Source organism: Flavobacterium sp., from assembly GCF_036515215.1.
Lineage (GTDB): Bacteria > Bacteroidota > Bacteroidia > Flavobacteriales > Flavobacteriaceae > Flavobacterium.
Window position 1 is genome coordinate 1 of record NZ_DATBVQ010000063.1, and the last position, 26,760, is coordinate 26,760.

General features: G+C 38.0%; 25 protein-coding genes and 2 tRNA genes. 13 read left to right on the top strand and 14 right to left on the bottom strand.

The features are described from left to right. Window positions 1–59: 59 nt before the first annotated feature. Window positions 60–440: a DUF983 domain-containing protein gene (locus VIH09_RS04910; RefSeq protein WP_331578479.1), complete on the bottom strand. Its 381-nt coding sequence runs from the start codon at window positions 438–440 to the stop codon at window positions 60–62. Window positions 441–513: 73 nt separating this feature from the next. Here VIH09_RS04910 and VIH09_RS04915 point away from each other — a divergent pair, with 73 nt between their 5' ends. Then, window positions 514–2,421 carry an ABC-F family ATP-binding cassette domain-containing protein gene (locus VIH09_RS04915; protein ID WP_331578481.1) on the top strand — a complete coding sequence of 636 codons (1,908 nt, stop codon included), beginning with the start codon at window positions 514–516 and terminating at the stop codon, window positions 2,419–2,421. 124 nt (window positions 2,422–2,545) lie between these two features. Here VIH09_RS04915 and VIH09_RS04920 read toward each other — a convergent pair whose 3' ends face one another. Continuing rightward, window positions 2,546–3,523, bottom strand: coding sequence for an App1 family protein (locus VIH09_RS04920; RefSeq protein ID WP_331578483.1), 978 nt, complete (start codon window positions 3,521–3,523; stop codon window positions 2,546–2,548). 65 nt (window positions 3,524–3,588) lie between these two features. Between VIH09_RS04920 and VIH09_RS04925 the strand changes: the two genes are divergently transcribed. Further along, window positions 3,589–4,458 (top strand): diacylglycerol/lipid kinase family protein, encoded by an 870-nt coding sequence (locus VIH09_RS04925; protein ID WP_331578485.1) that lies wholly within the window; start codon window positions 3,589–3,591, stop codon window positions 4,456–4,458. A gap of 5 nt (window positions 4,459–4,463) precedes the next feature. Here VIH09_RS04925 and VIH09_RS04930 read toward each other — a convergent pair whose 3' ends face one another. Continuing rightward, window positions 4,464–5,615, bottom strand: coding sequence for an 8-amino-7-oxononanoate synthase (locus tag VIH09_RS04930; protein ID WP_331578487.1), 1,152 nt, complete (start codon window positions 5,613–5,615; stop codon window positions 4,464–4,466). Between the two features lie 95 nt (window positions 5,616–5,710). Between VIH09_RS04930 and VIH09_RS04935 the strand changes: the two genes are divergently transcribed. Continuing rightward, on the top strand, window positions 5,711–5,989 hold the full coding sequence (locus VIH09_RS04935) for a 4a-hydroxytetrahydrobiopterin dehydratase (RefSeq protein ID WP_331578489.1): 279 nt from the start codon (window positions 5,711–5,713) through the stop codon (window positions 5,987–5,989). Window positions 5,990–6,040: 51 nt separating this feature from the next. Here the strand turns inward: VIH09_RS04935 and VIH09_RS04940 are convergent, their stop codons facing one another. Further along, window positions 6,041–6,523: a DUF1761 domain-containing protein gene (locus VIH09_RS04940; RefSeq protein ID WP_331578491.1), complete on the bottom strand. Its 483-nt coding sequence runs from the start codon at window positions 6,521–6,523 to the stop codon at window positions 6,041–6,043. A 180-nt stretch (window positions 6,524–6,703) separates the two neighbouring features. On the opposite strand from VIH09_RS04940, the gene VIH09_RS04945 reads away from it, so the two are divergent. Further along, window positions 6,704–7,558: a leucine-rich repeat domain-containing protein gene (locus VIH09_RS04945; RefSeq protein ID WP_331578493.1), complete on the top strand. Its 855-nt coding sequence runs from the start codon at window positions 6,704–6,706 to the stop codon at window positions 7,556–7,558. A 312-nt stretch (window positions 7,559–7,870) separates the two neighbouring features. Here the strand turns inward: VIH09_RS04945 and VIH09_RS04950 are convergent. Together VIH09_RS04950 and VIH09_RS04955 are read right to left on the bottom strand one after the other, a co-directional pair. Next, window positions 7,871–7,943, bottom strand: a tRNA-Met gene (locus VIH09_RS04950). Window positions 7,944–7,977: 34 nt separating this feature from the next. Then, window positions 7,978–8,050: transfer RNA gene (locus VIH09_RS04955), tRNA-Met, on the bottom strand. A gap of 116 nt (window positions 8,051–8,166) precedes the next feature. On the opposite strand from VIH09_RS04955, the gene era reads away from it, so the two are divergent. Beyond that, complete coding sequence (gene era, locus VIH09_RS04960) at window positions 8,167–9,048, top strand: GTPase Era (RefSeq protein ID WP_331578495.1); 882 nt, start codon at window positions 8,167–8,169, stop codon at window positions 9,046–9,048. 102 nt (window positions 9,049–9,150) lie between these two features. Here era and VIH09_RS04965 read toward each other — a convergent pair whose 3' ends face one another. Continuing rightward, window positions 9,151–9,648: a hypothetical protein gene (locus tag VIH09_RS04965; protein ID WP_331578497.1), complete on the bottom strand. Its 498-nt coding sequence runs from the start codon at window positions 9,646–9,648 to the stop codon at window positions 9,151–9,153. Between the two features lie 104 nt (window positions 9,649–9,752). On the opposite strand from VIH09_RS04965, the gene der reads away from it, so the two are divergent. From der to VIH09_RS04980, 3 genes are all read left to right on the top strand, one after another. Continuing rightward, the gene (gene der / locus VIH09_RS04970) at window positions 9,753–11,063 is read left to right on the top strand and encodes a ribosome biogenesis GTPase Der (RefSeq protein WP_331578499.1); all 1,311 of its coding nucleotides are present in this window, start codon (window positions 9,753–9,755) and stop codon (window positions 11,061–11,063) included. A 91-nt stretch (window positions 11,064–11,154) separates the two neighbouring features. Continuing rightward, window positions 11,155–13,935 carry an outer membrane beta-barrel protein gene (locus VIH09_RS04975; protein WP_331578501.1) on the top strand — a complete coding sequence of 927 codons (2,781 nt, stop codon included), beginning with the start codon at window positions 11,155–11,157 and terminating at the stop codon, window positions 13,933–13,935. 106 nt (window positions 13,936–14,041) lie between these two features. Beyond that, window positions 14,042–14,833, top strand: coding sequence for an SDR family oxidoreductase (locus VIH09_RS04980; RefSeq protein ID WP_331578503.1), 792 nt, complete (start codon window positions 14,042–14,044; stop codon window positions 14,831–14,833). Window positions 14,834–14,971: 138 nt separating this feature from the next. Here the strand turns inward: VIH09_RS04980 and VIH09_RS04985 are convergent, their stop codons facing one another. The 6 genes from VIH09_RS04985 to VIH09_RS05010 form a co-directional block, all read right to left on the bottom strand. Then, complete coding sequence (locus VIH09_RS04985; RefSeq protein ID WP_331578505.1) at window positions 14,972–15,199, bottom strand: hypothetical protein; 228 nt, start codon at window positions 15,197–15,199, stop codon at window positions 14,972–14,974. A 229-nt stretch (window positions 15,200–15,428) separates the two neighbouring features. After that, window positions 15,429–16,244, bottom strand: coding sequence for a TPM domain-containing protein (locus VIH09_RS04990; protein ID WP_331578507.1), 816 nt, complete (start codon window positions 16,242–16,244; stop codon window positions 15,429–15,431). Between the two features lies 1 nt (window position 16,245). Then, entirely contained in the window at window positions 16,246–16,683 is a 438-nt protein-coding gene (locus VIH09_RS04995) for a TPM domain-containing protein (protein ID WP_331578509.1), read from the bottom strand. Window positions 16,684–16,780: 97 nt separating this feature from the next. Then, window positions 16,781–17,368 carry a LemA family protein gene (locus VIH09_RS05000; protein WP_331578511.1) on the bottom strand — a complete coding sequence of 196 codons (588 nt, stop codon included), beginning with the start codon at window positions 17,366–17,368 and terminating at the stop codon, window positions 16,781–16,783. Window positions 17,369–17,380: 12 nt separating this feature from the next. Next, window positions 17,381–17,713, bottom strand: a complete 333-nt coding sequence (locus tag VIH09_RS05005) for a MerR family transcriptional regulator (RefSeq protein WP_331578513.1) — start codon at window positions 17,711–17,713, stop codon at window positions 17,381–17,383. Window positions 17,714–17,777: 64 nt separating this feature from the next. After that, window positions 17,778–18,755: a M23 family metallopeptidase gene (locus VIH09_RS05010; RefSeq protein ID WP_331578515.1), complete on the bottom strand. Its 978-nt coding sequence runs from the start codon at window positions 18,753–18,755 to the stop codon at window positions 17,778–17,780. Window positions 18,756–19,099: 344 nt separating this feature from the next. On the opposite strand from VIH09_RS05010, the gene alaS reads away from it, so the two are divergent. The 5 genes from alaS (at window position 19,100) to VIH09_RS05035 (ending at window position 25,255) form a co-directional block, all read left to right on the top strand. Continuing rightward, window positions 19,100–21,736, top strand: a complete 2,637-nt coding sequence (gene alaS / locus VIH09_RS05015) for an alanine--tRNA ligase (RefSeq protein WP_331578517.1) — start codon at window positions 19,100–19,102, stop codon at window positions 21,734–21,736. A gap of 188 nt (window positions 21,737–21,924) precedes the next feature. Further along, window positions 21,925–22,704, top strand: a complete 780-nt coding sequence (locus VIH09_RS05020; protein ID WP_331578519.1) for a hypothetical protein — start codon at window positions 21,925–21,927, stop codon at window positions 22,702–22,704. Window positions 22,705–22,829: 125 nt separating this feature from the next. Further along, window positions 22,830–23,573 carry a hypothetical protein gene (locus VIH09_RS05025; RefSeq protein ID WP_331578521.1) on the top strand — a complete coding sequence of 248 codons (744 nt, stop codon included), beginning with the start codon at window positions 22,830–22,832 and terminating at the stop codon, window positions 23,571–23,573. Between the two features lie 108 nt (window positions 23,574–23,681). After that, window positions 23,682–24,632, top strand: coding sequence for a GSCFA domain-containing protein (locus tag VIH09_RS05030; RefSeq protein ID WP_331578523.1), 951 nt, complete (start codon window positions 23,682–23,684; stop codon window positions 24,630–24,632). Window positions 24,633–24,634: 2 nt separating this feature from the next. After that, a complete protein-coding gene (locus VIH09_RS05035) occupies window positions 24,635–25,255 on the top strand; it encodes a DUF4230 domain-containing protein (RefSeq protein ID WP_331578525.1) in 621 nt (206 codons plus the stop codon). Window positions 25,256–25,372: 117 nt separating this feature from the next. On the opposite strand, the gene VIH09_RS05040 is transcribed toward VIH09_RS05035, so the two are convergent. After that, a partial coding sequence (locus VIH09_RS05040) for an aromatic amino acid hydroxylase (RefSeq protein WP_331578527.1) occupies window positions 25,373–26,760 on the bottom strand: 1,388 nt, incomplete at its 5' end.

Sequence of the window (26,760 nt, forward strand, 5' to 3'; positions counted from 1 at the left end):
CCTTTGGATAGGGAAATTGACATCGATCGGTTTTTGCCCAAAGACAAAAAGTGAAATTCCTATTGCTTGAAAGTCGGATCGTAAGAAACGAACATGTTTATGTATATATTTCTTGACCAACGCAAGATGAATGGAAATAAAAGGACGATCGAGGCGATTATTGAAATAAAAGCGACTTTCAGCGAAGAATTGAAGATCAAATAAGAAACAATAAATGCGGCAATTCCGACGGCCACATTTAAGCCATAACTTACATACATGGCTCCATAAAAAAAGGAAGGTTCAATTTGATATTTTAATCCACAATGACTGCATTTTTCGTTCATTTTTAAAACATTTGCAATATGTAGCGGATTTGGGTCTAAATACATGCTCTCTTTCTGACATTTAGGACAAGTTCCTGTTAAAATGCTATATAATTTGGATCCTTTTTTTAACATTTGCAAAAAATTTAATTTTTCCTTTTTTAGAGTTGCAAATTTACGATTTCAAAAAGGAATAAAATCATAATACATGCTTAATATACACAATTTATCTGTTTCGTTTGGTGGTTCTTATTTGTTTGAAGAAGTGACCTTTCGATTGGGTGCCGGAGACCGTGTGGGTCTTGTTGGTAAAAATGGTGCAGGTAAATCTACAATGCTCAAAATGTTGGCAGGGGATTTTCTTCCTGATACAGGCGTGATTTCTCAAGAAAAAGAAGTTCGTATGGGGTTTTTACGTCAAGATATTGATTTTGAGCAAGGCCGTACAGTTTTAGAAGAGGCTTATGAAGCTTTTGTCGATATAAAAATAGTAGAAAAAAAATTAGAAGAAATCAATCATCAATTAGTCACTCGTACTGATTATGAAAGCGAGGAATATTCGAAAATAATTGAAGATTTATCCGATTATACGCATCGTTTTGAATTGTTGGGTGGTTATAATTATGTTGGTGATACCGAGAAAATTCTTCTTGGATTAGGTTTTAAGAGAGAAGTGTTCAACAATCAAACGGAGACCTTTTCAGGAGGGTGGAGAATGCGTATCGAATTGGCCAAATTGTTATTGCAAGCCAATGATGTATTGCTACTGGATGAGCCAACCAATCACCTTGATATCGAAAGTATCATTTGGTTGGAGAGTTTCTTGCGTAATTATCCAGGTGTAGTGGTCATTGTCTCTCACGATAAGATGTTTTTGGACAATGTCACTAACAGGACTATTGAAATTTCCCTTGGTAAAGCCTATGATTTCAACAAACCCTATTCCCAATATCTGGAATTGCGTCATGAAATCCGTGAAAAGCAACTGGCGACCCAAAAAAATCAAGCCAAAAAAATTGAGGAAACTGAGAAACTGATTGAAAAGTTCCGTGCGAAAGCTTCCAAAGCTTCCATGGCACAATCGATGATAAAAAAGCTGGACAAAATAGAACGCATTGAAGTGGATGAGGATGATAATTCTGTAATGAACATTTCTTTTCCGCTTTCTAAAGTTCCTGGTCGTGTTGTAATCGAGGCTGAAAAAGTTACCAAAAGCTACGGTGATAAGACCATTTTAAAAGACATTTCACTTTTGGTTGAACGTGGAAGTAAGATTGCTTTTGTTGGACAAAACGGACAAGGGAAATCTACATTTATCAAAGCTATTGTTAATGAATTTGAATTCGAAGGGGATATAAAATTGGGACACAACGTTCAGGTTGGTTATTTTGCCCAAAACCAAGCCGAATATCTTGACGGTGAGATCACCTTGCTTCAAACTATGGAAGATGCCGCGTCCGATACAAATCGTTCGAAGGTGCGCGACATGTTGGGTTCATTCCTCTTCCGTGGCGACGATGTTGAGAAAAAGGTAAAAGTCCTTTCTGGAGGAGAAAGAAACCGTCTGGCGCTCTGTAAATTGCTTTTGCAGCCCATTAACGTATTGGTAATGGATGAGCCCACGAACCACTTGGATATTAAATCTAAAAATGTTTTGAAAGCCGCTTTGCAAAAATACGAAGGTACGCTACTGTTGGTTTCTCACGACAGGGATTTTCTTCAAGGAATGTCGAATATCGTTTACGAATTCAGAGATCAAAAAATAAAAGAATATTTGGGTGACGTCAATTACTTTTTGGAACAACGCAATTTGGAAAACATGCGTGAGGTGGAACAAAAAGATGCGCTAAAAGCGTCAGCTCCAAAAGAAAGCAACAAAGCCTCTTATGAGGAACAAAAGAAAGGAAAGGCGTTGCAGAATCGATTGAGCAAAATTGAAAGTCAGATCAAGCAATTGGAGAAAGACATTCAACAAGACGATAAAATGGTTGCTTCTAATTATAACAAGCACATTGAAGATGCTTCTTTTTTTAAGGCATACAATAAAAAGAAAGCTGAGTTGGACAAACTACTTTCCGATTGGGAAATTGTTCAAGAGGAAATTGACAACGCTTAATAGGAATCGAGTCGGTATGGAGCTTTCCAGCCTCATTGTATTCTTAAGATAGTAAATAGAGCTTATACAGTCGCTATTTTACCAGACGAAAATGGAATGAGGCTGAGAAAGTTTTTTCTCGCATTTATTTAGGAATCAAGCCTATCTTTTTGGAATGCGATATGGCTTCCGCGCTATTTTTAAAATAACATACGGCAATATCCAAAGTTTCAAGGTTTCTCATGACCTTGCTGACTTTTTCTTTTTTGTGCTTGCCGGTTTGCCTAATGTAGATGGCTTTTACCGTCAAGGGAAATATCTTGCTGATGGCTTCATACAAAAAAGGATCGTGTTGAGAATCATCGCCAATCAGTACGTATTTTAGGCTGGGATAAAATTCCAATATGTGTTTTATTTTGTCAAACTTATGATTGTGACCGCCTCTTCCTGTCCAAAAGAAGTTGGTAAGGCTCGTTTTGATGTCTTTCAGCAATAAAACTGCTTTGGGTAGCTGGTGAATTTCGGCAAACTTCACCAAAAAATGGTATAGATTCCATTCGCTGCTGGAGACGTAAAAAAAGGCATTCAGTTCTCCTTTCCCACTTCTTCCCGCCGAACTCAAAGCCTGGAAATGAGGGACCACGTCTTCAAAAACTTTTCTGGAGTTGACATTCCTGAACAGTAAATAGTACAATTTTTTTAATGGATTAAGAGTGTAGGATACGAGGAAGGTATCGTCAATATCAGATATGATTCCCAAATTGCCTATTTGTGGCCTAATGTAACTCGCTTTGGTCGTAATGGACTTGTTTTTATGTACTATACTCACCTCATAGTCAATCCAACCATAATTAGAATCAGAGCCGTGGTCTAACGGAATGCAAAATTTAAAATATCCGTCAACCAATGTTTTTGTGTGAATTTTAGCCCCTTTATGTGTTAAGTAGACATCTGCATTTCCCTGGGTCTTAATCCGGAACATACTGATGACTGAACTCGCATTTTTAAAATTTTTGTCCTGAAAGTCGTAATCTTTTGTTTTGGTTGGTTTAAAAACATGCCCCATCACAATCAATTCCTGCTCATTTGCATATCCCCGATATAATTTTAAAATAGGTTTCATTTTCTTTATTACATTTGAAGTATATTGAAATGTAATTATTTTTGCCCAATAAAAGAAATATAATTTTGAAAAAGAACATAATAATGATTGTCAATCCGGTTTCGGGCGGAATTGATAAATCTGAATTTATAGAGGCAACTGCAGTTTTTGCGGCCAAGGATAATTTCAATTTTGTATTATATCAAACTTCAGGTAAGAATGATGTTGTTAAAATTCGAGAAATGTATGAAAAGTTCAAGCCGGAGCGGGTTATTGTCGCAGGCGGTGACGGAACGATTAAGTTAGCGGCCGAAGCTTTAGCGAAAGAGGACGTAATATTGGGGATTTTGCCGGTTGGTTCAGCAAATGGACTGGCAACAGACTTGGGTTTGCCTAAAGGGATTGAAGACAGTCTTCCTGTTGCTTTTGGCAAACATTTTTTAGAAATGGACATGATTGTTATCAATGGGGCTAATAGTTTGCATTTAAGCGATTTGGGCCTAAATGCGGCGTTGATTAAAAACTATGAAAAAAGTTCACTGCACGGAAGATGGCACTATGCATTGCAAGCTTTCAAAACATTAATGGATAGGGAAATTATTTTTTCCGCCACCATAACTGCCAATAATACCGTTGTTGAATGTCAGGCACGGATGATTGTGATTGCAAATTCCAAGAAATACGGGACTGGCGTCACTATTAACCCTAATGGCCTAATGAATGACGGGAAGTTTGAAATGATAATTTTAAGAAATTTGGATTTAATGGTTTTCGGTCAAATAATCACAGGTAATATGCCTTTAGATTCTGAAGATATTACCATTATTTCAACTGACAAGGCAACAATCAAAACAAACATTCCGGTAAGTTTCCAAATGGATGGAGAGTATTATGGAGACGAAACGGAGTTTAACATCAATATCGCCCCTCAGAAACTGAAAGTGGCTATTCCTTGATTGCTTTAATTTTTAAATGGATTGCGTTGCTGCCATTCAATTTTAGGCTCGAAATAGCTGAAGGTTTTTGAAACAAGCAAGTTAATGGCTGGGTTGCTGTGTTTCATCAATCCATACATTTCAACAGGCTTAGCTCCTACGGAACTCTTAATTTCCAGTGCCGTTCTCGCAAAGATGATTCGCCTGTATCCCTTATTGATTGAATATCCGATCATGTCATACAGCATGTTCAGGTACAACATTTTTTCGCGTTGGTACTTTTCATCGTAACCCAAGAAATAGGTGTCGATGTCGCTGCCGTTTTTAATCAACGTGTTAAAACCTATCAATTCTTCCCCTATAAAATATCCATAAAACAGGAAGTTGTCTTGCAATGATTGCTTGAAAAGCACAAAATGATTTTCAGGCAAATAAAAGGTGTTAAATGGAGCGTTCTTAGCTACATTCATGTATAACTGATATATTCTTGACTTGTATATAGTAATTTCCTCCAGGGATAATTTTTTTTTCGAAATCTCATCCGCTTTTTTTCGGGCCCTTTTGTACTGATCTCTGTACTTTTTGCTCTTGTCCAAGATATAGTCATCAAATGTATTCCAAGATTCCCTAATCTGAAAAATCATGTTGGGCTGGGTCGTGAACTTATAATAGGAGTCGAATTCGGGGATACTAAAATTCTCAATTTCTGATTCGGAAAAATCTTTAAAAATAGTCAAGTGTATTTTTATTTTTCTCTTTCGGAATGTGAGCTTTAACTCTTCTGCTGCTTTTTCTAAAAGAACCATTCCTGCTGATGCTAACAATTTTTCACTGAAACAGCAGCCGTTTTGCCCTGTCAGCATATTGTTTCCCATCACCAAGACATTAGAGCTGAATTTCTTGAATACAATTTCGCGAACCTTTGTTTTCAAACAGTGGTCGCGTTCCCCGAAAGAATGCACATCGCTCAGGTCAATATATTGTGAGAGTGCCAATCCTACCAGTTCTTCATCAAGAAACAAACCGATGAAATGACAGGTCATATTTTTCGGAACCGCAACTTCCAGCACGGTCAAATAATCTTTAGAAAGAAAAATGTTATTGATGGCCAAAGAGTCCCAATCAGAAGGGAGATCTTTGGTAGTGGAATAAATTTTGAAGGAAAATTTAGAGTTCAATAGAGAGGAAATTAATATTCGTCTAAATTAACATATAAAGTTAAAAGGGAACGACATTGGGGTAATTTTAACTAATTTTATTAAAAACAAAAATTATGAACAAGTACAACGAGGAAGCGGCTCAGCCAATTTTAAAAGAGTTGAAAGATTGGACTTTTAACGACAATGGGATCGAAAAAAAGTTTGTTTTCAAAAATTTCAGCAAGGCCCTCGGTTTTATTGTGCAGCTGGGTCTTTTGGCCGAGAAGCAAAACCACCATCCTGAGTTGTTCAATGTCTACAATAAGGTTGATATTCGTTTGTCAACGCACGACGCTAATGGGCTTACGGACAAGGATTTTGATTTGGCGAAAGCCATCGAAAAACTCCTGTAATAAAACGATCGCCTCCCGTCAATAAAATGAAAAGGCGATCGTTTATTTATATTAAACCCAAACACAGATAATCCCACCCATTATCATTAAACAAACAATCCAAAACCCTCCATTGATTAAAGTGTATTTCCAGCTTTTTCTCTCGAAAAGTGCGTTAGTACCTATTATTGGCAGTGCCATAAATAGACCTGTCATAAAGCCGTGAAGCATCCCGTGTTTAAAGGTTCTGAAAGTAGTCCCGTAATCAGCCATGAATGCGGCATAAGAAGGTTTTGCATTCGCGACGTCTCCGCCAACCATGCTAACGGCACCCCATTGGTGAATAGTCAAAAATTGAAGCGTCATTGCAATTAGAAACGCATAGAATACGGCCATTCCAAAAATCAGCACCATATTTGCGCCTTTCATTTTGTCTTCGGTCATTCCGGCTTCTTTCATCCAAATTGTTCCGAAAACCTTCGGGTTGTACCAAATAAATCCTACTAAGAGCGTTGAAAATGCGGCAGCGATAAGCGCTAAAAAGTTAATTTCCATGGTGTTAGTTTTAATGTTGTGAAAACAAATGTAATATATTATTTATTAATATTCGATAATTTATTTTGTAAGTAAATTACATGTTTATTTTCATAAATGATGTAGTTTGTCGATTAAATTTGCTGTTGAACCGTAATGTGTTTACATTTAATCATTCGAAACAGTAAAAATTAGCCGCTTATGAAAAATCTATTCACTTTTGTTTTAACCGTCCTGACCTCATTGACGATGATGGCTGATGTTTCATTTTCAGATAAAGCGGTGCTTTTGAAATTGTATAAAGCGACTAATGGGGATAACTGGACAACAAAATGGGATTTATCTTCTCCCGTTTCCACCTGGTACGGCATTAAATTAGAGGGTGATAAGGTGGTTTCCATAAGTTTGGCGGACAATAATTTGGTGGGCGAAATACCCAGTGAAATAGTAAACCTTGTAAATCTGCAGGAATTAAATTTGCATAAAAACGGTATATCTGGTGTTATACCTTCCTCATTGGATAATTTAAAGGAATTAAAGGTTTTGGATCTTTCTTTTAATAAATTGTCGGGAGCGATACCAGTTTCAATTTGTGAAATGGATAATCTGCGAAATTTAGAGCTTTATATGAATAGGCTTTCAGGTGAGTTGCCTGCCCAAATAGGTAAACTGCAAAACTTAGAAACCCTGGCTCTTTTTAACAATGAAATCGAAGGGCAAATCCCGAACTCTCTTTATGAGGCCAAGGCATTAAAGATATTGCTTTTAAATAGTAATAAATTGAACGGGGAATTGAGTGCTGATATCTCTAATCTAAAATCCTTAGAAAACCTAAGTTTGTTTGAAAATAACATGGAGGGTCAAGTCCCTTTTGGTTTAGAGAAATTGAATAATCTAAAAGAAATGAATATTTCGTATAATATGTTTAGCGGTCTAATTTCAAAAAAATTGGCGGTGTTAGATACTTTGAATATGACTATGTTAAATAATGATGGGGCTGTCGTTTTAATGGACGTGTCCTTGGATATTGAAAGACCTTTGGTGTCGGAAGACTAGCGAAAAAAATCACTTTTAAAATAACACATTAAGTTTGAGTTGCTCTCAATAAGTTGGTGTTTTTAATATGTTTAGTTAGTTTTAAACCTGTGTTGCTTGGGCATCACGGGTTTTTTAATGGGAAATAAATAATGAACTTGGATGCAGAGAAAAAAGGATAAAAGAAAAAAGTTCCTGTCAACATGAAGCGTTCTTAGTGAAAGGGACCGCCTTCCGAATACATGCCCGCTGCGAATGGAGAGAGCCCTCCGAATACCCATAGCAATTGGCTTAAATTGAAAAAAGCCTCATATTTCTATGAAGCTTTCTTAGTAGCGGGAACTGGACTCGAACCAGTGACCTTCGGGTTATGAGCCCGACGAGCTGCCTACTGCTCTATCCCGCGATGTGCGTTTGTAATCTCAATAAAATTAACTTAGTAGCGGGAACTGGACTCGAACCAGTGACCTTCGGGTTATGAGCCCGACGAGCTGCCTACTGCTCTATCCCGCGATGTTTCGGCTGCAAAGGTACGACGAATTTTGGCATTTGCAACAAAAATTTTAAAAAATGTTTTATTTCATCTATTGGGTTGATATAACTACCTTTGCAAAATAAATACATATTAAATGTCACATAAAGCAGGTTTTGTAAACATCATAGGGAATCCAAATGTAGGGAAGTCCACATTAATGAATGCCTTCGTAGGGGAAAGGTTGTCTATCATTACATCTAAAGCACAAACAACACGCCATAGAATCCTAGGGATCGTAAATGGGGAAGATTTTCAAATGATTCTTTCTGATACGCCAGGAATCATCAAGCCAGCATACGAAATGCAAGCGTCAATGATGAACTTCGTAAAGTCCGCCTTTGAGGATGCCGATATTTTGATCTACATGGTTGAGATAGGCGAGCAAGATTTGAAAGACGAAGCTTTTTTCAATAAAATAATACATGCCAAAATTCCGGTACTCTTATTATTGAATAAGATCGATATGTCAAATCAGGATAAACTAGAAGAGCAAGTGGCTTTCTGGGCAGAAAAAGTGCCTAATGCCGAAATTTTCCCAATATCAGCATTGCAGAATTTCAATGTTCCAGAAGTTTTTCAAAGGATAATTTCACTTTTGCCAGAATCGCCAGCATCTTATCCAAAAGATCAACTGACGGACAAACCGGAACGTTTCTTCGTTAACGAGACCATTCGTGAGAAAATCTTGTTGAATTACAGCAAGGAAATCCCTTATGCGGTCGAAATTGTTACGGAGGAATTTTTCGAGGATGAAAACATCATTAGAATCCGTTCTTTGATTATGGTAGAGCGCGAAACTCAAAAAGGAATTATAATTGGCCACAAAGGAGCTGCGCTAAAAAAAGTTGGGATGGATTCTCGTGCCGATTTAGAGAAGTTCTTTGGCAAGCAAATACATATCGAGTTGTACGTGAAGGTGAATAAAAACTGGAGAAGCAACGTGAATATGTTGAAACGATTTGGTTATAACCAATAGTTTGTTGTAACGATAAAGTCTCTTTTGAGATTATAATAAAATTTAGAAAGCCCCCATACAGATTGTATGGGGGCTTTTATGTTTTACTCACGTTTACTTGTTTTAGGAATTTATGATTGTATTAAAATAAGAATCCAGTTCGTTCATCTGTTGACGTCCTTTTTTCCTTATAGACTTCGCCAAATAGTACAGTGAAAACCAAAAAATCGTCATCAGTAATATAATTGTGACATCTAGTATCATCGAATTTTTTAAGACATAATCAGAATAGGTCATGGCTCCAAAAATAAAAAATAGGCTTGCAATTATAAAATGGAGAAACATGAAAAATGTCCAAAGGGTGGGGTCAGGACCGAACAGTCCTCTGATATGGGTTTCCAAATCACTTTTGGGTTCAAGTTCCAAATGCAAATGAGGGGTCCAGCATTTTCTTTTTGACGCGACTATGTCAAGCCAGATGTGGTTGTCACTTATTTTTATCGTAAAATCTTCCGATTTGGTATTAGAATATTTTTCAAATTTAAGAAGTAAAGAACTGTTGTTTTCCTTAATGTCCTTGTCAAAACGCAAACGAAGAGTAATCTCATTTTCAGGATCCATGCATTTTTTTTTAGTTTATTAAGGGTAAGGTCTGAGCTAATATAGTAAAATAATTGATATTCACGGTTTTTACACTACCTTTGCAAAATATTTGAATTTATATTATGAACAATATTGTTGCGATAGTAGGAAGACCTAATGTAGGGAAATCAACCCTTTTTAATAGGCTGATACAAAGAAGAGAAGCTATAGTAGATTCAGTTTCGGGAGTTACCCGTGACAGAAACTATGGTAAAAGTGAATGGAATGGAAAGGAATTTTCTGTAATCGATACGGGAGGATATGTACGTGGTTCTGATGACGTTTTTGAAGGCGAAATCCGTAAACAAGTAGAATTAGCTATCGATGAAGCAGATGTTATCATATTTGTGGTTGATGTTGAGGAAGGTATTACTCCAATGGATGATGCCGTTGCAAGATTATTGCGTAAAGTGACTAAGCCAGTATTACTGGCGGTAAACAAGGTGGATAACGCTATGCGTGAGAAAGATGCCATTGAGTTTTACAACCTAGGACTAGGGGAGTATTACACTTTTGCAAGTATTTCAGGAAGCGGAACTGGAGATTTATTGGATGCATTAATCGAATCATTTCCTATTAAGCCAGAACCAACACAAGAAGAAGTTGAATTGCCTCGTTTTGCTGTTGTAGGACGTCCTAATGCAGGTAAATCAAGTTTTATAAACGCATTGATTGGTAAAGACCGTTATATTGTTACAGATATTGCAGGAACTACCAGAGATTCTATTGATACAAAATTTGACCGTTTTGGTTTCGAATTCAACTTGGTGGATACAGCAGGTATTCGTCGTAAAGCGAAAGTGAAGGAAGATTTGGAGTTTTACTCCGTTATGCGTTCTGTACGTGCAATCGAGCATTCTGATATCTGTATTTTGATAATCGATGCCACTCGTGGATTCGAAGGTCAGGATCAAAGTATTTTTTGGTTGGCCGAAAAAAACAGAAAAGGGGTTGTGATTCTGGTTAACAAATGGGATTTGGTCGAAAAGGAAACCATGTCGACCAGAGACTACGAAGAAAAAATCAGGGAAGAACTGATGCCATTTACTGATGTGCCAATTCTGTTCGTATCTGCTTTAACAAAACAAAGATTACTGAAGGCGCTTGAAGCAACAGTAAAAGTGTACGAAAGCAGACAGCAACGTATCGCTACTTCAAAATTCAACGAATACATGTTGAAAGTGATTGAAGCGTACCCGCCACCGGCGACAAAAGGGAAATATGTGAAAATCAAATATTGCATGCAGCTGCCAACGAAAACGCCACAGTTCGTTTTTTTTGCGAATATGCCGCAATATGTAAAAGAGCCTTACAAACGTTACCTTGAAAACAAAATCCGTGACAATTGGGACTTTTCAGGAGTGCCGATAGACATTTATATTAGAGAGAAATAGTTTGTTAAAGTTTTTGTAAAAAACATTAAATCTATTTTTTAAAAGCCTTAATTAGCTGTTATTGTTCATACTTTAACAGCTAATTTTTTTTATGAAAAAACCTTACTTACTAGTACTATTGTTCATTTGTTGTGTTTCATTTGCTCAAAATAGTATTAAGCTGTCCGGCAAAATTACTGATAACGAAACCAAGCTTCCCCTAGAATCCGTCACTGTATATTTATCCTCCGTCAAAGATTCCACCGTAATTGACTATACGATTACAGATAAAAACGGTTTGTTTGTTTTCTCTACCAAACCCATCACAAATCCATTTTTATTGAAAATATCCTACATGGGATATAAAGTATACAAGCAAGGATTTAAAGAAATCCTTAAAGACAAAGATTTCGGTACTTTGCCTTTAGTGGAAAACACATATGCTTTGGGAGAAGTCGTAATAAAGAGCGAAGCGCCACCAATCCGAATCAAGAAAGATACATTGGAGTTTAATGCCTCATCGTTTAAGGTTCGTCCTGACGCAAATGTGGAGACCTTGTTGAAGCAATTACCGGGAGTCGAAATTGACGCCGATGGAAAAATCACCGTTAACGGAAAGGAAGTGAATCAGGTTCTGGTAAACGGCAAACCGTTTTTTGACAAAGACGGGAAAATCGCACTTCAAAGTTTGCCTTCAGACATCATCAACAAAGTTCAGATCACCGATACGAAGACCAAAAAAGAAGAACTGACAAATCAGGTCGCCAGTTCTAATAATGCCAGTATTAACCTGACGATTGATGAAGATAAAAACAAAGGGTTTTTTGGTAAATTTATGGCAGGGGGCGGGACTAGTGGCCGTTATGAAAGCAGTGCATTAGTCAATTATTTCAAAAATAAAAGAAAAATAAGTGCATTGGCATCCTCTAACAATATTAATTCGACAGGCTTCTCCATGGATGAAATATTTGATAATATGAAAGGAGGACGAAACACATCGTTTTATTATTCTGATAACGGTTCCTTCGGAATCGGAAGTATGCGATTTGGCGGCGGCAAAGGAATTACCCGCTCTAATATGGTAGGTTTGAATTATTCGGATGAATGGTTTAAAGGATTGGAGCCAAGCGGCAGTTACTTTTTCACCGATTCTGATTCTGAAAATATTAACAGATCAAAACAGACTGTGTTTCTACCAACCGGGAATTTCACCACCGAATCCAATTCGGAATTTAATGAAGAGAAAAACGGTCATAACTTTAATTTTCAATTTGAATATAAAATCGACTCAACCGCATCGATCGTAATTTCTCCCAGGTTTATTAAATCGGATTCCAAATATAGAAACAAATCTTTCGAGTTTTCGAAAGACGAAAATGACCAACTGTTAAATGAAAACACATCACAGGTATTTGAAGAAGGCGATAAAAATAATTTCAATAATTTAATTGAATACAATAAGACATTCAATAAAAAAGGGAGGTATATGAGTCTGTCATTCGAGAATGAAAATACTAAGGAGGATTTGAATTCAACTAATAAAACGAATACTGTTTTTTACCAAGGATCTGATCCGGATGTTGTACGTGACCAGATTAGGGAAAATAGAAACCGTAAAGATAATTATACTGCAGAAATAGAGTATGCAGAGCCAATAACGGATTCTTTGAAAATTAGGATGGCTGTTAATTATTCTTGGCAAAACACAACTGAGGACAGAGATACGTATGACTTTAATTCAAACTCTCAATCTTATTCGGACCTGAATGCCAGTTTGACGAACCATTTCACATCTGATATCAAAACATTTAAGCCCAAAGCGGGTGTGAGCCTGAATAAGAAAAAATACAATATTAATTTAAGTGCCGGTACTTCGATCACCCAGTTCGATAATGAGTCATTATATCTTAATGCTAAAACAGCGCTCAGCAAAAATTATGTTTTGCCTTTTGCCGAAGCGCAGATAAATTACAAATTCACCAAGTCAAAATCATTATGGACGAGTTATGGCTACGATATCAACTTTCCAACAGCAAGTCAGATTTTACCGGTCGAGAATCTGGCAAATCCGTTAAATACTTATATAGGGAATCCAGATTTAAATCCAAATAAAAGTCACAGAGGGTATTTTAGTTTTAGGGATTATGATTTTGCCAGTCGTGCAGGTTACAGTGTTTATTTGGGAGGTAATTATTATGATAATCAGGTCGTTTCTTCAACTACTTTTGATGAGAACAGAAAAAGAGGAACTACTTACGAGAACATTTCAGGAACGTATAATTCCTTTTTTGGGCTAAATTGGAACAAAACTATAAAAAAGGATGCCCATAAATTTAAATTCGGAGTTGGTTTGCATGCAAATGTAGGTTTGTCGAAGGGATTTACAAATGATGTTTTATTTGAAGCAAATACAGTAAGTTTAAGTCCAAGAGCAAATTTCTCCTATGAATATGGGGAGTTGTTAACGATAAACCCGACATACAATGTAAGTTTTAATGATACTAAGTACACCAATTATTTACTGAGTTCGGCTTCTAATGTAGTTCATAAATTCAATATCCAGACGACTAATTATTGGCCGAAAAATTGGGTTTTCGGGAATGATTTCGGTTATACCTACAATTCCAATATCGCCGATGGTTTTAAAAAGGATTTCTATTTATGGAATAGCAGTTTAGCCTATAGTTTCTATGATAAAAAATTAACGGCCAAAGTAAAAGTATATGATTTACTGAACCAAAATCAGAGTGCGACAAGAACCATAACCCCGGAAGCGATTCAGGACGAAGAAAACACTGTTTTGAAACGATACCTGATGTTTTCATTGACCTACAAATTAGAGAAATTTGCAGGAAAAGAAAAACCTTCTCGCGGCGGAATGATGTTTCATTAAACATTAAAAAAGGAAATAGCAGGAACAAGGGTAATTTTTCCTTTTACGGTAGAAAGTTTATTGAGTTAGTCATAACTCGATAAACTTTTTTACATTTATAAAAAAAATGGATTCGATAAACAACAAGGTCATTTGGATAACGGGCGCTTCAAGCGGAATAGGGAAGGCCTTGGCCATTGAATTGTCGCAAAGAAAGTGCAAACTGATCCTTTCGGCACGAAACTTTGAAAATCTGGAACGGGTAAAATCGAAGTGTGCGAATTCAGAAGTGGTTGTTTTGCCATTTGACTTGGCAGATTTTGGTAACGCGAAAACGCACGTCGCCAGAGCAATTTCTTTTTTCGGTAAAATAGATATCCTAATAAATAACGGGGGAGTGAGTCAACGTTCGCTTCTGGTAGAAACCGACTTTGAAGTGGATAAAAAACTGATCGAGGTCGATTATCTCGGTGCCGTTGCACTGTCCAAGGCCTTGTTGCCGCATTTTATCCAAAACCAGAAAGGGCATTTTGTAACCATTAGCAGTTTGATGGGGAAATTCGGGTCTCCATACCGTTCCGGCTACTGTGGCGCAAAACATGCTTTGCACGGATTTTTTGACGTGTTGCGCATGGAGCACCAAAAAGACAATATCGATGTGACACTAATTTGCCCAGGCTTTATCCAGACTAACGTGGCTATAAATTCGCTTACGGCCGATGGTTCAAAGCAAAACAAGGATGATGATGCAACCCTAAACGGAATGGCAGTAGGAGTTTTTGCCAAAAAATTAGTTAGGGCGGTAGAGGCTAAAAAATTTGAGGCATACATTGGAGGCAAAGAAGTTTTAGGTGTTTATTTGAAACGCTTTTTCCCGAAGCTGCTGCATCGTTTTGTATTAAAAAGTAAAGTGCGTTAGTTTTTATTTTAAAGCAGGCCTATTGGCTAAGGGAAGAATGGCTTTGCTAAAAACCTTTCTTCCCCTGCTGCCAGATCAGAAATGACGGCTATCTGCGCCGCATTTTCGTTAAAACCTCAAAAGAAACAAATACTGCCGCTAGTCATCCAAAGTTTCCATCGGGTGATCTTCGTACCAGTCCTTAAAAGTTTTTGTGGTGGTGTATTTATCTGTCAGAACGGTGTAAACCATAAAGAGTATTAAAAAATATCCAAAAATTAATACAGTGATTAATACCGATAATGGAATGTTAAGTTGACATAAACCGGCAAAAATAAATACATACAAAGTGGTAAACCACACGAGTTGAATTGCAAAATTTTTCATGGCTTTGTTTTCTATAAAGTTACATTTTGTATCGCTAAAAAGAAGTTAAAGCACTCATAATCAGTTATTAAAATATTTTTTCTATCCTTTTACACCGTTTTTTAGATATTTAATTCCCAATGACTTACACCATTTTATTGAAGGGCTCCGGATAGCAATGTCAAAAATTGGGCACAAAAAAAAGCTGCGAATTGCAGCTTTTTCTTATTTCGATAATCTATAAAGTTTTTTACCAGTTTCCTCCTGAGCCTCCTCCGGAGAATCCGCCACCGCCGAAGCCTCCTCCGAAACCGCCGCCGCCGCCGCCAAAGCCACCGCCGGATGAACCACCGCCAAAACCACCGTGACCGCCACGTCCTAGACTACTCAGAATGATGACATCCAGTAAACTGGGTCCTCCACCTCCTCTGTTGCCTGAGTTTCCGCCGCCGCCTCCTTTGTTTTTTGAAATAAGGATTAGGATGAAAACAATAATTATTATGAATGGGAAAATCGGGAAACTCTTCCCTTTGGTTTCTTTTTTTCTTTCCCCTTTGTACTTGCCGCTAAAAACGTCAAAAAGGGCATCAGTTCCTTTGTCCAGGCCTCTGTAATAACTTCCGGCTTTGAATTCTGGAATAATAATGTTTCTTGTAATTTCCCCTCCGATTCCTGCAGTTAACCTGTCTTCAAGACCGTAGCCTGGTGAAATCCATATTTTTCTTTCCGCTTTGGCCAATAAAATAAGAACCCCATTGTCGTCTTTTGCGGTTCCGCCAATGCCCCATTCATGTCCCCATTTTGGAGTAAGAATTCCAATATCTTCGCCTTTTAGGCTTTCAATTGTAATTACTACAATTTGCGTTGTGGTTGAGTCGGCATAGTGTATAAGCTTCTCTTCCAGTTGTGCCTTCTCGGATGCGCTTAATACATTAGCGTAATCGTAAACGCTAGTTTGAAAAGCGGGTTTTTCTGGTATTGTAAATTGCGCAAAACCTATTTGAGTAACCAATAAACAAACAAGGAATTTCAAAAAAAGTGGGCTATTTAATTTGGGTATAATCATATTATCCTTTTGAGATTTCGTTTGATAATTCATTCGTATCATCTTCGGACCATGGAAAATGTTTTTTCAGTTCTTCCCCTGCTCTCAAAATACCATCAATCAAACCTTGTTTAAAATTGCCATTTTTAAAATGAGCGAGCATAACATCTTTTGTGCTGTCCCAAAAATCATTTTGAACAACGTCATTTATTCCTTGATCGCCGCAAATCACGAAGGTTTTGTCTTTGACCGCTAGATAAATTAAAACTCCATTTTTAAGTTGAGTTTCGTCCATCTTTAGTTCGTTAAAAACTTCCAGCGCACGATCAAATGGATCCAAGGCGGTTGTTTTTTCTAGATGAACCCTAATCTCTCCAGAGGTGTTTTTTTCGGCCACACGAATCGCTTCAACAATTTCTTGCTCCTCTTCTGTTGTTAAAAAACTTTCTACTTTTGACATTTGTTTTGTTTTTTTACGCAAATTCCACGGGCGGTAAAGCCCGTGGATTCTTGTATTTGTGCTTTTTATGCTAAGCTAATTCCCTTTTTGGGCAAGTTTAGAATTTCACTTCAACCGGTTTTTCAGCGCCTTCAACGGCAGTGAAATATGCTTTTTCCTTAAATCCAAACATGCCTGCAAAGATGCTGTTTGGGAAGGTTTTAATGTGATTGTTGTATGGTTTTACCGCCTCATTAAAACGGGTTCTGGCTGTCAAAATTTGATTTTCGGTGCTAGCCAATTCATCTTGTAACTTCAAGAAATTTTGATTGGCTTTCAGGTCAGGGTATCTTTCAACAGTAACCAGCAACCTTGATAAAGCTGAAGAAACTCCGCTTTGTGCTTTGTTGAATTCGGCTAACTGTTCCGGGGTGATGTTAGCGGGATCTATAGTTGTAGAAGTGGCTTTTGCGCGGGCTTCAATTACTGCAGTCAAAGTGCTTTTTTCAAAGTCGGCAGCACCTTTTACCGTGTTGACCAAGTTTCCGATCAAGTCATTTCGTCTCTGGTAGGCTGTCTGTACGTCTCCCCAAGATTGCTCAACAGTTTGATTTAATGTTACAGCAGTATTGTTAATTCCCTTAACCCAGCTATATATTCCAATAATAATAACGGCTCCGATAATCCAAGGCAAAAATCTTTTCATGTTTATTTAGTTTTAAAGTTGATTTTTAATATTTGTTAATTGCGTTCTTATGGTTTCTAATTTTCTGATGATCTCAAACTTATCTAAGGTTTTCTTTTGTCCCTCTTTCAGATGGGTCTTTGCCCCCTCGAGCGTAAAACCCCTTTCTTTTACCAGGTGATAGATTAGCTGTAAATTCGTTACGTCTTCTGGGGTAAACATTCGATTGCCCTTTGCGTTTTTTTTGGGTTTTAGGATGTCAAATTCGGAATCCCAAAAACGAATCAGCGATGCGTTTACATCAAATGCTTTGGCGACTTCACCAATGCTATAGTATCTTTTGTCCTTAGAAAGTTCAATATGCATTTTTTTGTATAAAGTTTAATGTTACACCTAAAGTAAACCTGACATTATAAATCCTGTTTACAAATTAATCCAACGATTGGTTCTCTTGGTTGGCCAATTTTGAAATGGCCACATATTCCACTGCCGAAATGTTTCCGTAATAAAAATTGAGCGGATTCACGACTTTCTTGTCTTTGTGAACCTCATAATGCAAATGTGGGCCTTCCGATCTTCCGGTGCTGCCTACATATCCTATTATGTCTCCTCGCTTAACCCTTTGCCCCGCTTTGCAGTTGTATTTGCTCAAATGCGCATACAAGGTTTCGTATCCATAACCATGCCTAATGACAACATGATTTCCAAAACCAGAAGCATTGCTGTTAGCTTGAGATACAACACCATCGCCAGTGGCGAAAATGGGTGCACCTGTTTTTGCCGTAAAGTCCATTCCCTCATGCATCTTACGCGCCTTGGTAAATGGATCCGTGCGGTATCCGAAACCGGACGCCATCCTTTTCAAGTTTTCGTTCCTGACAGGCTGAATGGCAGGAATGGCAGCCAACAATTTGTTTTTCTCTTTAGCCAATTTTAAAATATGATCCAAAGATTTTGATTGTATCGCCAATTCCTTAGTGAGTGCATCTACCCTTTTTGTTGTAGTTAATACCAATTGGGTATTGTCATATCCTTCTAAAACGGCATATCGATTTGTATCTGCAAAACCTGATTTTCTTTCTTCTTCCGGTATTGGTGAGGTGTTAAAATAGGTACGGTACAAATTGTTGTCGCGGTCTTCAACTGCTGCGATCACGTTGTCAATCTGATCCATTCTTTTGTTCAAAACGTCATAATTCAACTTCAAATTCTCGATTTCGCGAATCAGCAGTCTGTCTTTTGGGGTGTCAAAATAAGGAGTGTTCAATAAAATGACAAAACTTAAAAAGCCAAATAAGGCGGAAGCCACTAAAAACAATATCCCGATACCAAATTTCTTCCTTTTTTTTGTCTTTATTTTTCGATACGCCAGATTTTCCGAATCGTAATAATATTTTACTTTCGCCATATTTTAAAATACCCTATTTTTGCACTTTATAAAGTGTTAGTTGAACAAATTTAATAAATGTTTCATTTGTTCTGCACTTTTTTCGACAATAAATAAAATAATGTGCCCATTCCAGCTATTCGTTGCAAGTTCTCGTTTGGCATCTTTTTTTTCTAATGATCCTGCAGGAGCTTCCTATGGTCGCTCTGCCGCCTCAAGAAAAAAATAGATTGTCTAATCTCGAAGCTTTCCACTGCTATCTGGGGCATTAATATTGAAAGATTGAATAATTGAAAGATTTAAAGAGGAAGTCAAGCCGCTTAAATTTTTAAATTATTCAATCTTTAAATTTTTAAATCAAAATAATGAACTCAAAAGACGTACGTAAACAATTTCTAGATTTTTTTCAAAGTAAAGGCCACTTAATTGTTCCTTCGGCTCCAATAGTTCTTAAAGACGATCCTACTTTGATGTTCAACAACTCCGGGATGGCGCAGTTCAAAGAATATTTCCTCGGGAATGCCACGCCAAAAAGCACTAGAATTGCTGACACCCAAAAATGTCTTCGTGTATCAGGAAAGCATAACGATTTAGAGGATGTAGGTTTTGATACCTACCACCACACCATGTTTGAGATGCTGGGGAATTGGTCTTTTGGCGATTATTTCAAAGAAGAGGCTTTGGCCTGGGCTTGGGAATTTTTGACTGAGGTGTTAAAATTAGACAAAGACCGTCTGTACGTTTCAGTGTTTGAAGGGAACGAAGCGGAGGATGTACCTTTTGACCAAGAAGCATATGATATTTGGAAACAATTTGTACCCGAAGACCGCATAATTCTGGGCAACAAAAAAGATAATTTCTGGGAAATGGGGGACCAGGGACCGTGCGGACCTTGTTCTGAAATTCATATTGATTTGCGTACTGACGAGGAGAGAGCTACGGTTTCGGGCAGAAGTCTAGTGAATGCTGATCATCCGCAAGTGGTGGAAATTTGGAACAATGTATTTATGGAATTCAACCGTAAGGCCGATGGTACATTGGAAAAATTACCTTCTAAACACGTTGATACCGGAATGGGCTTTGAGCGTTTGTGCATGGCTATGCAAAATGTGACTTCAAACTATGACACCGATGTATTTACACCGCTTATTGAAAAAGTGGAAAAGATCACAGGATTAAAATACACTCCAAACGAGCTTAAAGATATAAGCGAAGAGCAAAATAAAACCAATATCGCAATTCGTGTGATCGTAGATCACGTTCGTGCTGTAGCTTTCGCTATCGCTGATGGACAATTGCCGTCAAATACCGGTGCGGGATACGTTATCCGCAGAATTTTGCGTCGTGCCATTCGTTACGGATTTACTTTCTTGAATACCAAGGAACCATTTATCTATCAATTAGTGTCCGTTTTAGCCGACCAAATGGGCGAATTTTTCCCAGAGATAAAATCGCAACAAAACTTAGTGACCAACGTAATTCGTGAGGAAGAAGCTTCTTTCTTAAGAACCTTAGACCAAGGCTTACAGTTGCTGGAAAATGTTATTGCAGACACAAAAGGCAAGGAAGTTGCAGGTGCTAAAGCATTTGAACTGTATGACACTTTTGGTTTTCCAAAGGATCTAACAGCCTTGATTTTAAGAGAAAGAGGTCTGGAGTTAGACGAAGCCGGTTTTGATAAAGCGATGCAGGAGCAAAAAGCGCGTTCGCGTGCGGCTTCTGAAATTTCAACAGAGGATTGGACCGTTTTAATTCCAGGGAATGTAGAAACATTTGTAGGTTATGATCAAACGGAATCGGAAGTAAAAATTACCCGCATTCGTAAAGTTGATTCTAAAAAAGATGGCCTTTTGTATCAAATTGTTCTGGACAAAACACCATTTTATCCGGAAGGAGGAGGGCAAATTGGTGATAAAGGAATTTTGGTTTCGGCAAATGAGACTATCGAAATTATAGATACAAAAAAAGAAAACAACCTGATTTTGCATTTTGCAAAAAGTTTACCGTCAAACGTAAATGCGAGTTTTGTGGCAAAAGTGGATACTAAATTGAGAGCGGATACCGCTAAGAATCACTCGGCGACTCACTTGATGCATCAGGCGCTTCGAAGCATTTTGGGAACGCATGTAGAACAAAAAGGATCTTTGGTGAGCCCGAAACACCTGCGTTTTGATTTCTCTCACTTCGCAAAAGTGACTGATGAAGAATTGCAGCAAGTGGAAGACTTTGTAAACGCAAAAATCCAACAGCATATACCATTGATAGAAAGACGAGACATTCCTTTCGCGCAAGCGGTAGAAGAAGGCGCAATGGCATTGTTTGGGGAGAAATATGGCGATCATGTTCGCGCAATTAAGTTTGGCGAGAGTATGGAACTTTGCGGTGGAATTCACGTAAATAATACTGCCGATATTTGGTATTTCAAGATTGTTTCCGAAGGAGCGGTTGCCGCGGGAATTCGACGTGTCGAAGCCATCACGGGGGATGCCGTAAAAGCCTTTTTTGCTTCAAATGAAGAACTGTTGGGTGAAATCAAAAGCGCGCTGAAAAATCCGCAAGATTCATTGAAGGCAGTTGTTTCTTTGCAGGACGAAAACGCCAAATTGAAAAAACAGTTGGAATCCCTATTGAGAGACAAGGCCAAGAACATGAAAGGGGAATTGGCGAAAGAATTACAAGAAATAAACGGCATTCAATTCTTGGCGAAGCAAGTCGATTTGAGTCCTGATGGGGCAAAAGATTTGGCCTATGAATTGGGTAGTTTAGGGAGTAACCTATTCCTTGTTTTGGCGACAGCCGAGGAAGGAAAACCAATGCTGAGCTGTTATATCTCTAAAGAACTTGTTGCCGACAGGAAACTTAATGCGGGACAAGTGGTTCGTGAATTGGGAAAATTTATCCAAGGCGGGGGCGGAGGGCAACCGTTTTTCGCTACCGCAGGAGGAAAGAAGGTTGAGGGAATACAAGAAGCTTTGGAAAAAGCGATTGATTTCGTCAAATAGCAAAATCAAAAAAAAGTAGTACATAGAATAAGCAAAAGGGCGAATAATTTCGCCCTTTTGCTTTTAATTTAAGTTTCAATTATTTAAAGATGCAAAATCATTGATTTAGATTTTGTATATTTGATTTTTATTCGCGCCTATGTTGTTAAATTTCAACACAATACAGACTGTTTTTTAAGGATCTTTTAATGAAGAAAGCATTTAACATAATTTGGATTGTCTCCGCCTTTTTAGCGGTTTTTTATTCTTGCTCCAAAGACAAGGATGATAGCGGCAAATTACTAAAACAGTTAGTAGAGGTTTCTGCAGACGGAACATCAGAGACCACTGATTTTAGCTATAATGGTAACGAAATTAAAAGCATTGATGGAACTAAGCAACGAACAGAGTTCAGTTATATGGATGGACTCATAACCAAAGTTATAGTTTTAGACAAAGCAACGGCCGTCAGCAGTACCATAGAATATAGCTATCTAAGAGGTCAATTGCTAAGCGCGAAGTCTTTAAATAACTACATAATAAATTATACTCCCAATTCGGACGGCTCGATTGCCTATGAAAAACTGGACCTAAAGGCAGGTAACCAAGATGTTAAAATATGCCATGGCATTTTGTATTTCAAAAATAAAAATTTAATTAAAGACGCCAGGACGTTTGATAGCGCTCCTTCAGGAGTTACCTTGACCTATAGCATAAGCTTTGAATACGATTCCAAAAACAATCCTTTTCATTCAGTATTGGGCTACGAGAAGCTGCTGGATCAAAACGATATTATTTCCGCAAACAATAGTTTGATAAGTGTGGTAACTAATACTTCTGCCAAAAATGACCAAATCACCTCATCGGCCAATTTTTATAAGAGCACTTTCAAATACGATGAAGATGGCTATCCCACCGAGAAGATTTCAGAATCAGCGATGCCTGTTGAAGGAAATTCCGATTATGTGAAATCGCAGTACTTCTATTAGATTTTTCAGCAACTTCTAATCTACCCAAATACATTTGGTTTTTCCTTTTTTAATGTTTTAGAATTAGGCACGTATGAATTTTTGTGCTACATTTAATAGAATTTTACTAATAAATTTTATAAAATATGAAAAAAATACTTTGCTTAATGACCGCGTTTTTATTCGTGTTAAGCTCTTGTTCAGAAAACGAAAAAGTGGACATACCTGATGTTAACAGTTCACTTTTGTTGAAAAGGATGATTGTTACCGATGAAGATGGTTCAAGCTTTACGTTGAATTATACATACAACGGAAATCAATTGGTTGCTATTACAGATAGCGAAGGGGAAGGGACTATTTATTGGACTTATGACCAAGACATGATCACCAAAATGGAAATTAAACTTTCTGATGGATTAGTATTTCAGCGAAACACTTATACCTACGATGCCAACAAAAGACTGGTTGGTTTTGTTAGGGTTGATCCGGAATATAATGAAGGTTTTAGGGAAGAATACACCTATAATTCAGACAACACCATTGCGGTGAAAGCCTATTCTGGAGATGACAATACCCAAACTATTTTTGACGGAACGGCAACAATTACATTTGCTGATGGCGAAGTTGCTGAATATGTTTCGACTTACGGTGTTGATTATAGCTATACGTATGATACTAAAAACAATCCTGCAAAAAACATTCTGGGTTTAAATAAAATTTCTTTTATTGATGGAGAGGCTTCTGGAATTCTGCATAACATTATTTCCACTTCTGTTGAAAATAACGTTCAATCCACTTCTGTTTTCACCTATAACTCGCAAGATTATCCGCTTACTGAAGTTGCAACCGATAGCAACGGAAAAACTTCAACGCAGTTTTTTTATGATTAATGTTGAGGTAGTGGTTTAACATTTGACTATTCCAATAAGCCAGGCACTTTGTGTGTCTGGCTTTTTTATTTGTGAAAAAAGAATCATATTTGTTTAAAAATTACCTCGATGCAATTCAGAACTCCGGTGCCCATTCCTAAAAGCGATCATCTCATTGACTACAATTCTAAGATTGTGTCTTTGGGTTCTTGTTTTGCCGTCAATATGTCCGAGAAGCTGGATTATTATAAGCTGCAGAATGTTTGCAATCCTTTTGGGATCTTGTTTCATCCGTTGGCGATCGAGAAGCTGGTCAATTTTGCCGTTTCCGGAAAGCGATTCACGGAAAGCGACATTTTTTATCACAATGAACGCTGGCATTGTTTTGACGCGCATTCAGATTTAAGCAATTCAAATAAAGAGACACTGTTAGAATCTTTAAACGAAATACTGATATCCACAAGCAGGCAATTACGGGAAGCTTCCCATGTGATTATCACTTATGGAACCTCGTGGGTGTATCGAAACATCCAAAGCGATGCAATTGTTGCCAATTGCCATAAAGTGCCGCAAAAGCAGTTCAGAAAAGAATTGCTTTCAGTTGGCGAAATTCAAGAATCGATTGCCAACACGCTGAAATTCATTCATTCTGTCAACCCCAATTGCAGTGTCGTTTTCACGGTTTCTCCCGTGCGCCACATCAAAGACGGTTTTGTGGAAAATCAATGGAGTAAATCGAATCTAATAGCTGCATTGCATCAAATTATCAATTGCCAATTATCAATTATCAATTATTTTACCAGTTACGAAATCATGATGGACGAACTCCGCGACTACCGTTTCTATGCGGAAGATATGTTGCACCCCAACCAAGTGGCCATCGATTACATTTGGGAGCGTTTCAAGGAAACAAATATTGCCGAAACAGCTTACGAAACAATGGATGCCGTTGCTACAATTCAAAAATCACTACAACACAGACCTTTCAACCCGGATTCGGAAAGCCATCAAAAATTTGAAGCCAATTTACAAGATAAAATCAGCAAAATGGTTTCACAATATTCATTCATGAAATTTTAATTATGTTAAAAAGACTTTTAGTTTTTATAGGGTTAATAGTAACAGTGGTACTGTTATTCAAGTTTTGTGAATTTAAAAAAGCAGATGATGCTACTGTTATAGATGGCGCTGGTTTGATTCAGCAACAAATCCTAAATGTGGGGAAACTAGTAGTGACCGAAGGACATTACTCTGAAGTGATAACGTACAAAAACCAAGAGAAATACCTACTGGGTATAGTTTCCTTCGACAAAAAAGCATTGATTGTCGTAAATGCAGATGTGACCGTTGCTTATGATTTGCATAAAATGAAATACGATATCGATGAAAAGAACAAGACAATCACGATAGTCAACATTCCGAAAGAAGAAATAAAGATTAGCCCCGACATTAAATTTTATGATGTGGAGCAAAGCAAGTTAAATCCGTTTACGGGAGATGACTACAATAAAATCAACAAATCGGTTAAAGCAAATTTGTCCAAGAAAATTCAAAAATCAACGCTCAAGACCAATGCCCAAAACCGTCTGATCAGTGAATTATCGAAGCTGCTAATTACTACCAGTACGTTAGGCTGGACCTTGAAATACGAAGGGAAAGTGATTGAAAGCGAAAAAGATTTTGATCAGCAAATAAAGCTTTAAGAACGAGGGTTTTAAAAATTAAAAACCGCAAATTCGCTAATTAAATATTTAGCGAATTTGCGGTTGATTTTTTATAATATAATCCCTTTTTAATCAGGGAATCCGTGGTTAAAAATTTTACACGTTTTCTTTCTCGAAAATCAAGTCCAAACCTCCAGAGATCAAATGCGTCACTTCGGGTCTTCTTTGTTTCAAATTTTCAAGATACATCATCACTTCTTCCAGTAGTTGCGGTTCGTTTCTGTCTTTCAAGAGTTCCGCAATTTCAACAGCCAGCAACCAATCATTTGGATGGTCCGCTTTTAATTTGTGAAAAACAGGGGCTAATGAAGTTTCCATGTCTTTCGTTTCTCTTGTGGAGCGAACGGTTTGGTATAATTTCTCCAGATCATCGCGCTCGGGAGTATGTTTTGCCTTGATGGTTTTGCTCGAAGGAAGATGCGTGATCAAATCAAAACTGTTGACGTCGGCGGGGCCTGAAAAAGCCGAAACCAATTTCTTGCCCACCGCCATGTCGTAAACGCCCCATTCCGGTTGGAACAAAACAGTTTCGCCATGGGTCACCGTGCAATTGTTCATACGGATAAGGATGATTTCTCCCTGCAGGTTTCTGGAACCCGTAACGATTTCTCCTTCAACGGTGATGTTGCCTTCAAACTCCAGTTTCACGCTGTTGCCTTCCGTTATGTTGTAAGCGTTCAGGTCTTTCGGACTCATATCTTCAATGGCGAGATTGATGCCTTTCAGTTTCCCAATCGGGCTACCAAAACCTTCCGCATGGGTCAGTGTTCCGTGACCAACCAATTCCTTTTCGCGGGAAGCCAAAGCTGTCTTTCCTGTGGTTTGTATATAAATAGGTTTGCCTTCATGTGCGATCACCTTAGTGAAAACACCCGAAACTTGCAAGCCGGTACTCAATTCAATAGTTCCTAAAGCGGCCGAGTCGATCAGTTTCTCTATTCCGGATAATCCGCCTGTTCTTAGCGCCATTTTGTTGGCAAACTCCTCCAGGACCAAATTCAGGTACGCAAAAGTGGGCGTTACATAAAGCTGAGGTTGCAGCTTGGTGATGTCAAAACTCTGGTTCGCGGCCGATATGTCATAAGGGATTTTCTTCACCTTGTCTGTCATGCAATAAGCGCTTTCGCCTATAGAAGATAGCAAGCCGGCACCGTAAATCTTTGGGTTTTCAACAGTTCCTATCAAACCATATTCTACGGTCCACCAGTGTAAGTTTCTGATTTGCGCCATCTCGGACAATTCGCCCATGTTATTCTGCAAATCTTCCACCGCCTTTTCGGCCGCGTCAATGGTTGCCTGTGGCGTGTCTTCCGCTTCTTTGACTATCGACAGCAGTCTGATGGCTTCATACATCTGGTAATCCTTATCCGAAGAAATCGCCTTGCAGCCTATTTCTCCAAAACGGCGCAGGTATTCCGCATATTCCGGGTTGGCGATAATCGGGGCATGGCCGGCACCTTCATGGATGATGTCCGGGGCGGGCG

Excerpts from the sequence above, each read along its gene's own strand:
- VIH09_RS04975 (WP_331578501.1), top strand. The coding sequence starts at position 11,155 with ATGAAAAAACCTTACTTACTAGTACTATTGTTCATTTGTTGTGTTTCA.
- VIH09_RS04990 (WP_331578507.1), bottom strand. The coding sequence starts at position 16,244 with ATGATTATACCCAAATTAAATAGCCCACTTTTTTTGAAATTCCTTGTT.
- VIH09_RS04910 (WP_331578479.1), bottom strand. The coding sequence starts at position 440 with ATGTTAAAAAAAGGATCCAAATTATATAGCATTTTAACAGGAACTTGT.
- VIH09_RS04965 (WP_331578497.1), bottom strand. The coding sequence starts at position 9,648 with ATGGATCCTGAAAATGAGATTACTCTTCGTTTGCGTTTTGACAAGGAC.
- VIH09_RS04985 (WP_331578505.1), bottom strand. The coding sequence starts at position 15,199 with ATGAAAAATTTTGCAATTCAACTCGTGTGGTTTACCACTTTGTATGTA.
- VIH09_RS05035 (WP_331578525.1), top strand. The coding sequence starts at position 24,635 with ATGTTAAAAAGACTTTTAGTTTTTATAGGGTTAATAGTAACAGTGGTA.
- VIH09_RS04980 (WP_331578503.1), top strand. The coding sequence starts at position 14,042 with ATGGATTCGATAAACAACAAGGTCATTTGGATAACGGGCGCTTCAAGC.
- der (WP_331578499.1), top strand. The coding sequence starts at position 9,753 with ATGAACAATATTGTTGCGATAGTAGGAAGACCTAATGTAGGGAAATCA.
- VIH09_RS05005 (WP_331578513.1), bottom strand. The coding sequence starts at position 17,713 with ATGCATATTGAACTTTCTAAGGACAAAAGATACTATAGCATTGGTGAA.
- VIH09_RS05020 (WP_331578519.1), top strand. The coding sequence starts at position 21,925 with ATGAAGAAAGCATTTAACATAATTTGGATTGTCTCCGCCTTTTTAGCG.
- VIH09_RS04935 (WP_331578489.1), top strand. The coding sequence starts at position 5,711 with ATGAACAAGTACAACGAGGAAGCGGCTCAGCCAATTTTAAAAGAGTTG.
- era (WP_331578495.1), top strand. The coding sequence starts at position 8,167 with ATGTCACATAAAGCAGGTTTTGTAAACATCATAGGGAATCCAAATGTA.
- VIH09_RS04945 (WP_331578493.1), top strand. The coding sequence starts at position 6,704 with ATGAAAAATCTATTCACTTTTGTTTTAACCGTCCTGACCTCATTGACG.
- VIH09_RS04915 (WP_331578481.1), top strand. The coding sequence starts at position 514 with ATGCTTAATATACACAATTTATCTGTTTCGTTTGGTGGTTCTTATTTG.
- VIH09_RS05010 (WP_331578515.1), bottom strand. The coding sequence starts at position 18,755 with ATGGCGAAAGTAAAATATTATTACGATTCGGAAAATCTGGCGTATCGA.
- VIH09_RS05000 (WP_331578511.1), bottom strand. The coding sequence starts at position 17,368 with ATGAAAAGATTTTTGCCTTGGATTATCGGAGCCGTTATTATTATTGGA.
- VIH09_RS05025 (WP_331578521.1), top strand. The coding sequence starts at position 22,830 with ATGAAAAAAATACTTTGCTTAATGACCGCGTTTTTATTCGTGTTAAGC.
- VIH09_RS04995 (WP_331578509.1), bottom strand. The coding sequence starts at position 16,683 with ATGTCAAAAGTAGAAAGTTTTTTAACAACAGAAGAGGAGCAAGAAATT.
- VIH09_RS04940 (WP_331578491.1), bottom strand. The coding sequence starts at position 6,523 with ATGGAAATTAACTTTTTAGCGCTTATCGCTGCCGCATTTTCAACGCTC.
- VIH09_RS04920 (WP_331578483.1), bottom strand. The coding sequence starts at position 3,523 with ATGAAACCTATTTTAAAATTATATCGGGGATATGCAAATGAGCAGGAA.
- alaS (WP_331578517.1), top strand. The coding sequence starts at position 19,100 with ATGAACTCAAAAGACGTACGTAAACAATTTCTAGATTTTTTTCAAAGT.
- VIH09_RS05030 (WP_331578523.1), top strand. The coding sequence starts at position 23,682 with ATGCAATTCAGAACTCCGGTGCCCATTCCTAAAAGCGATCATCTCATT.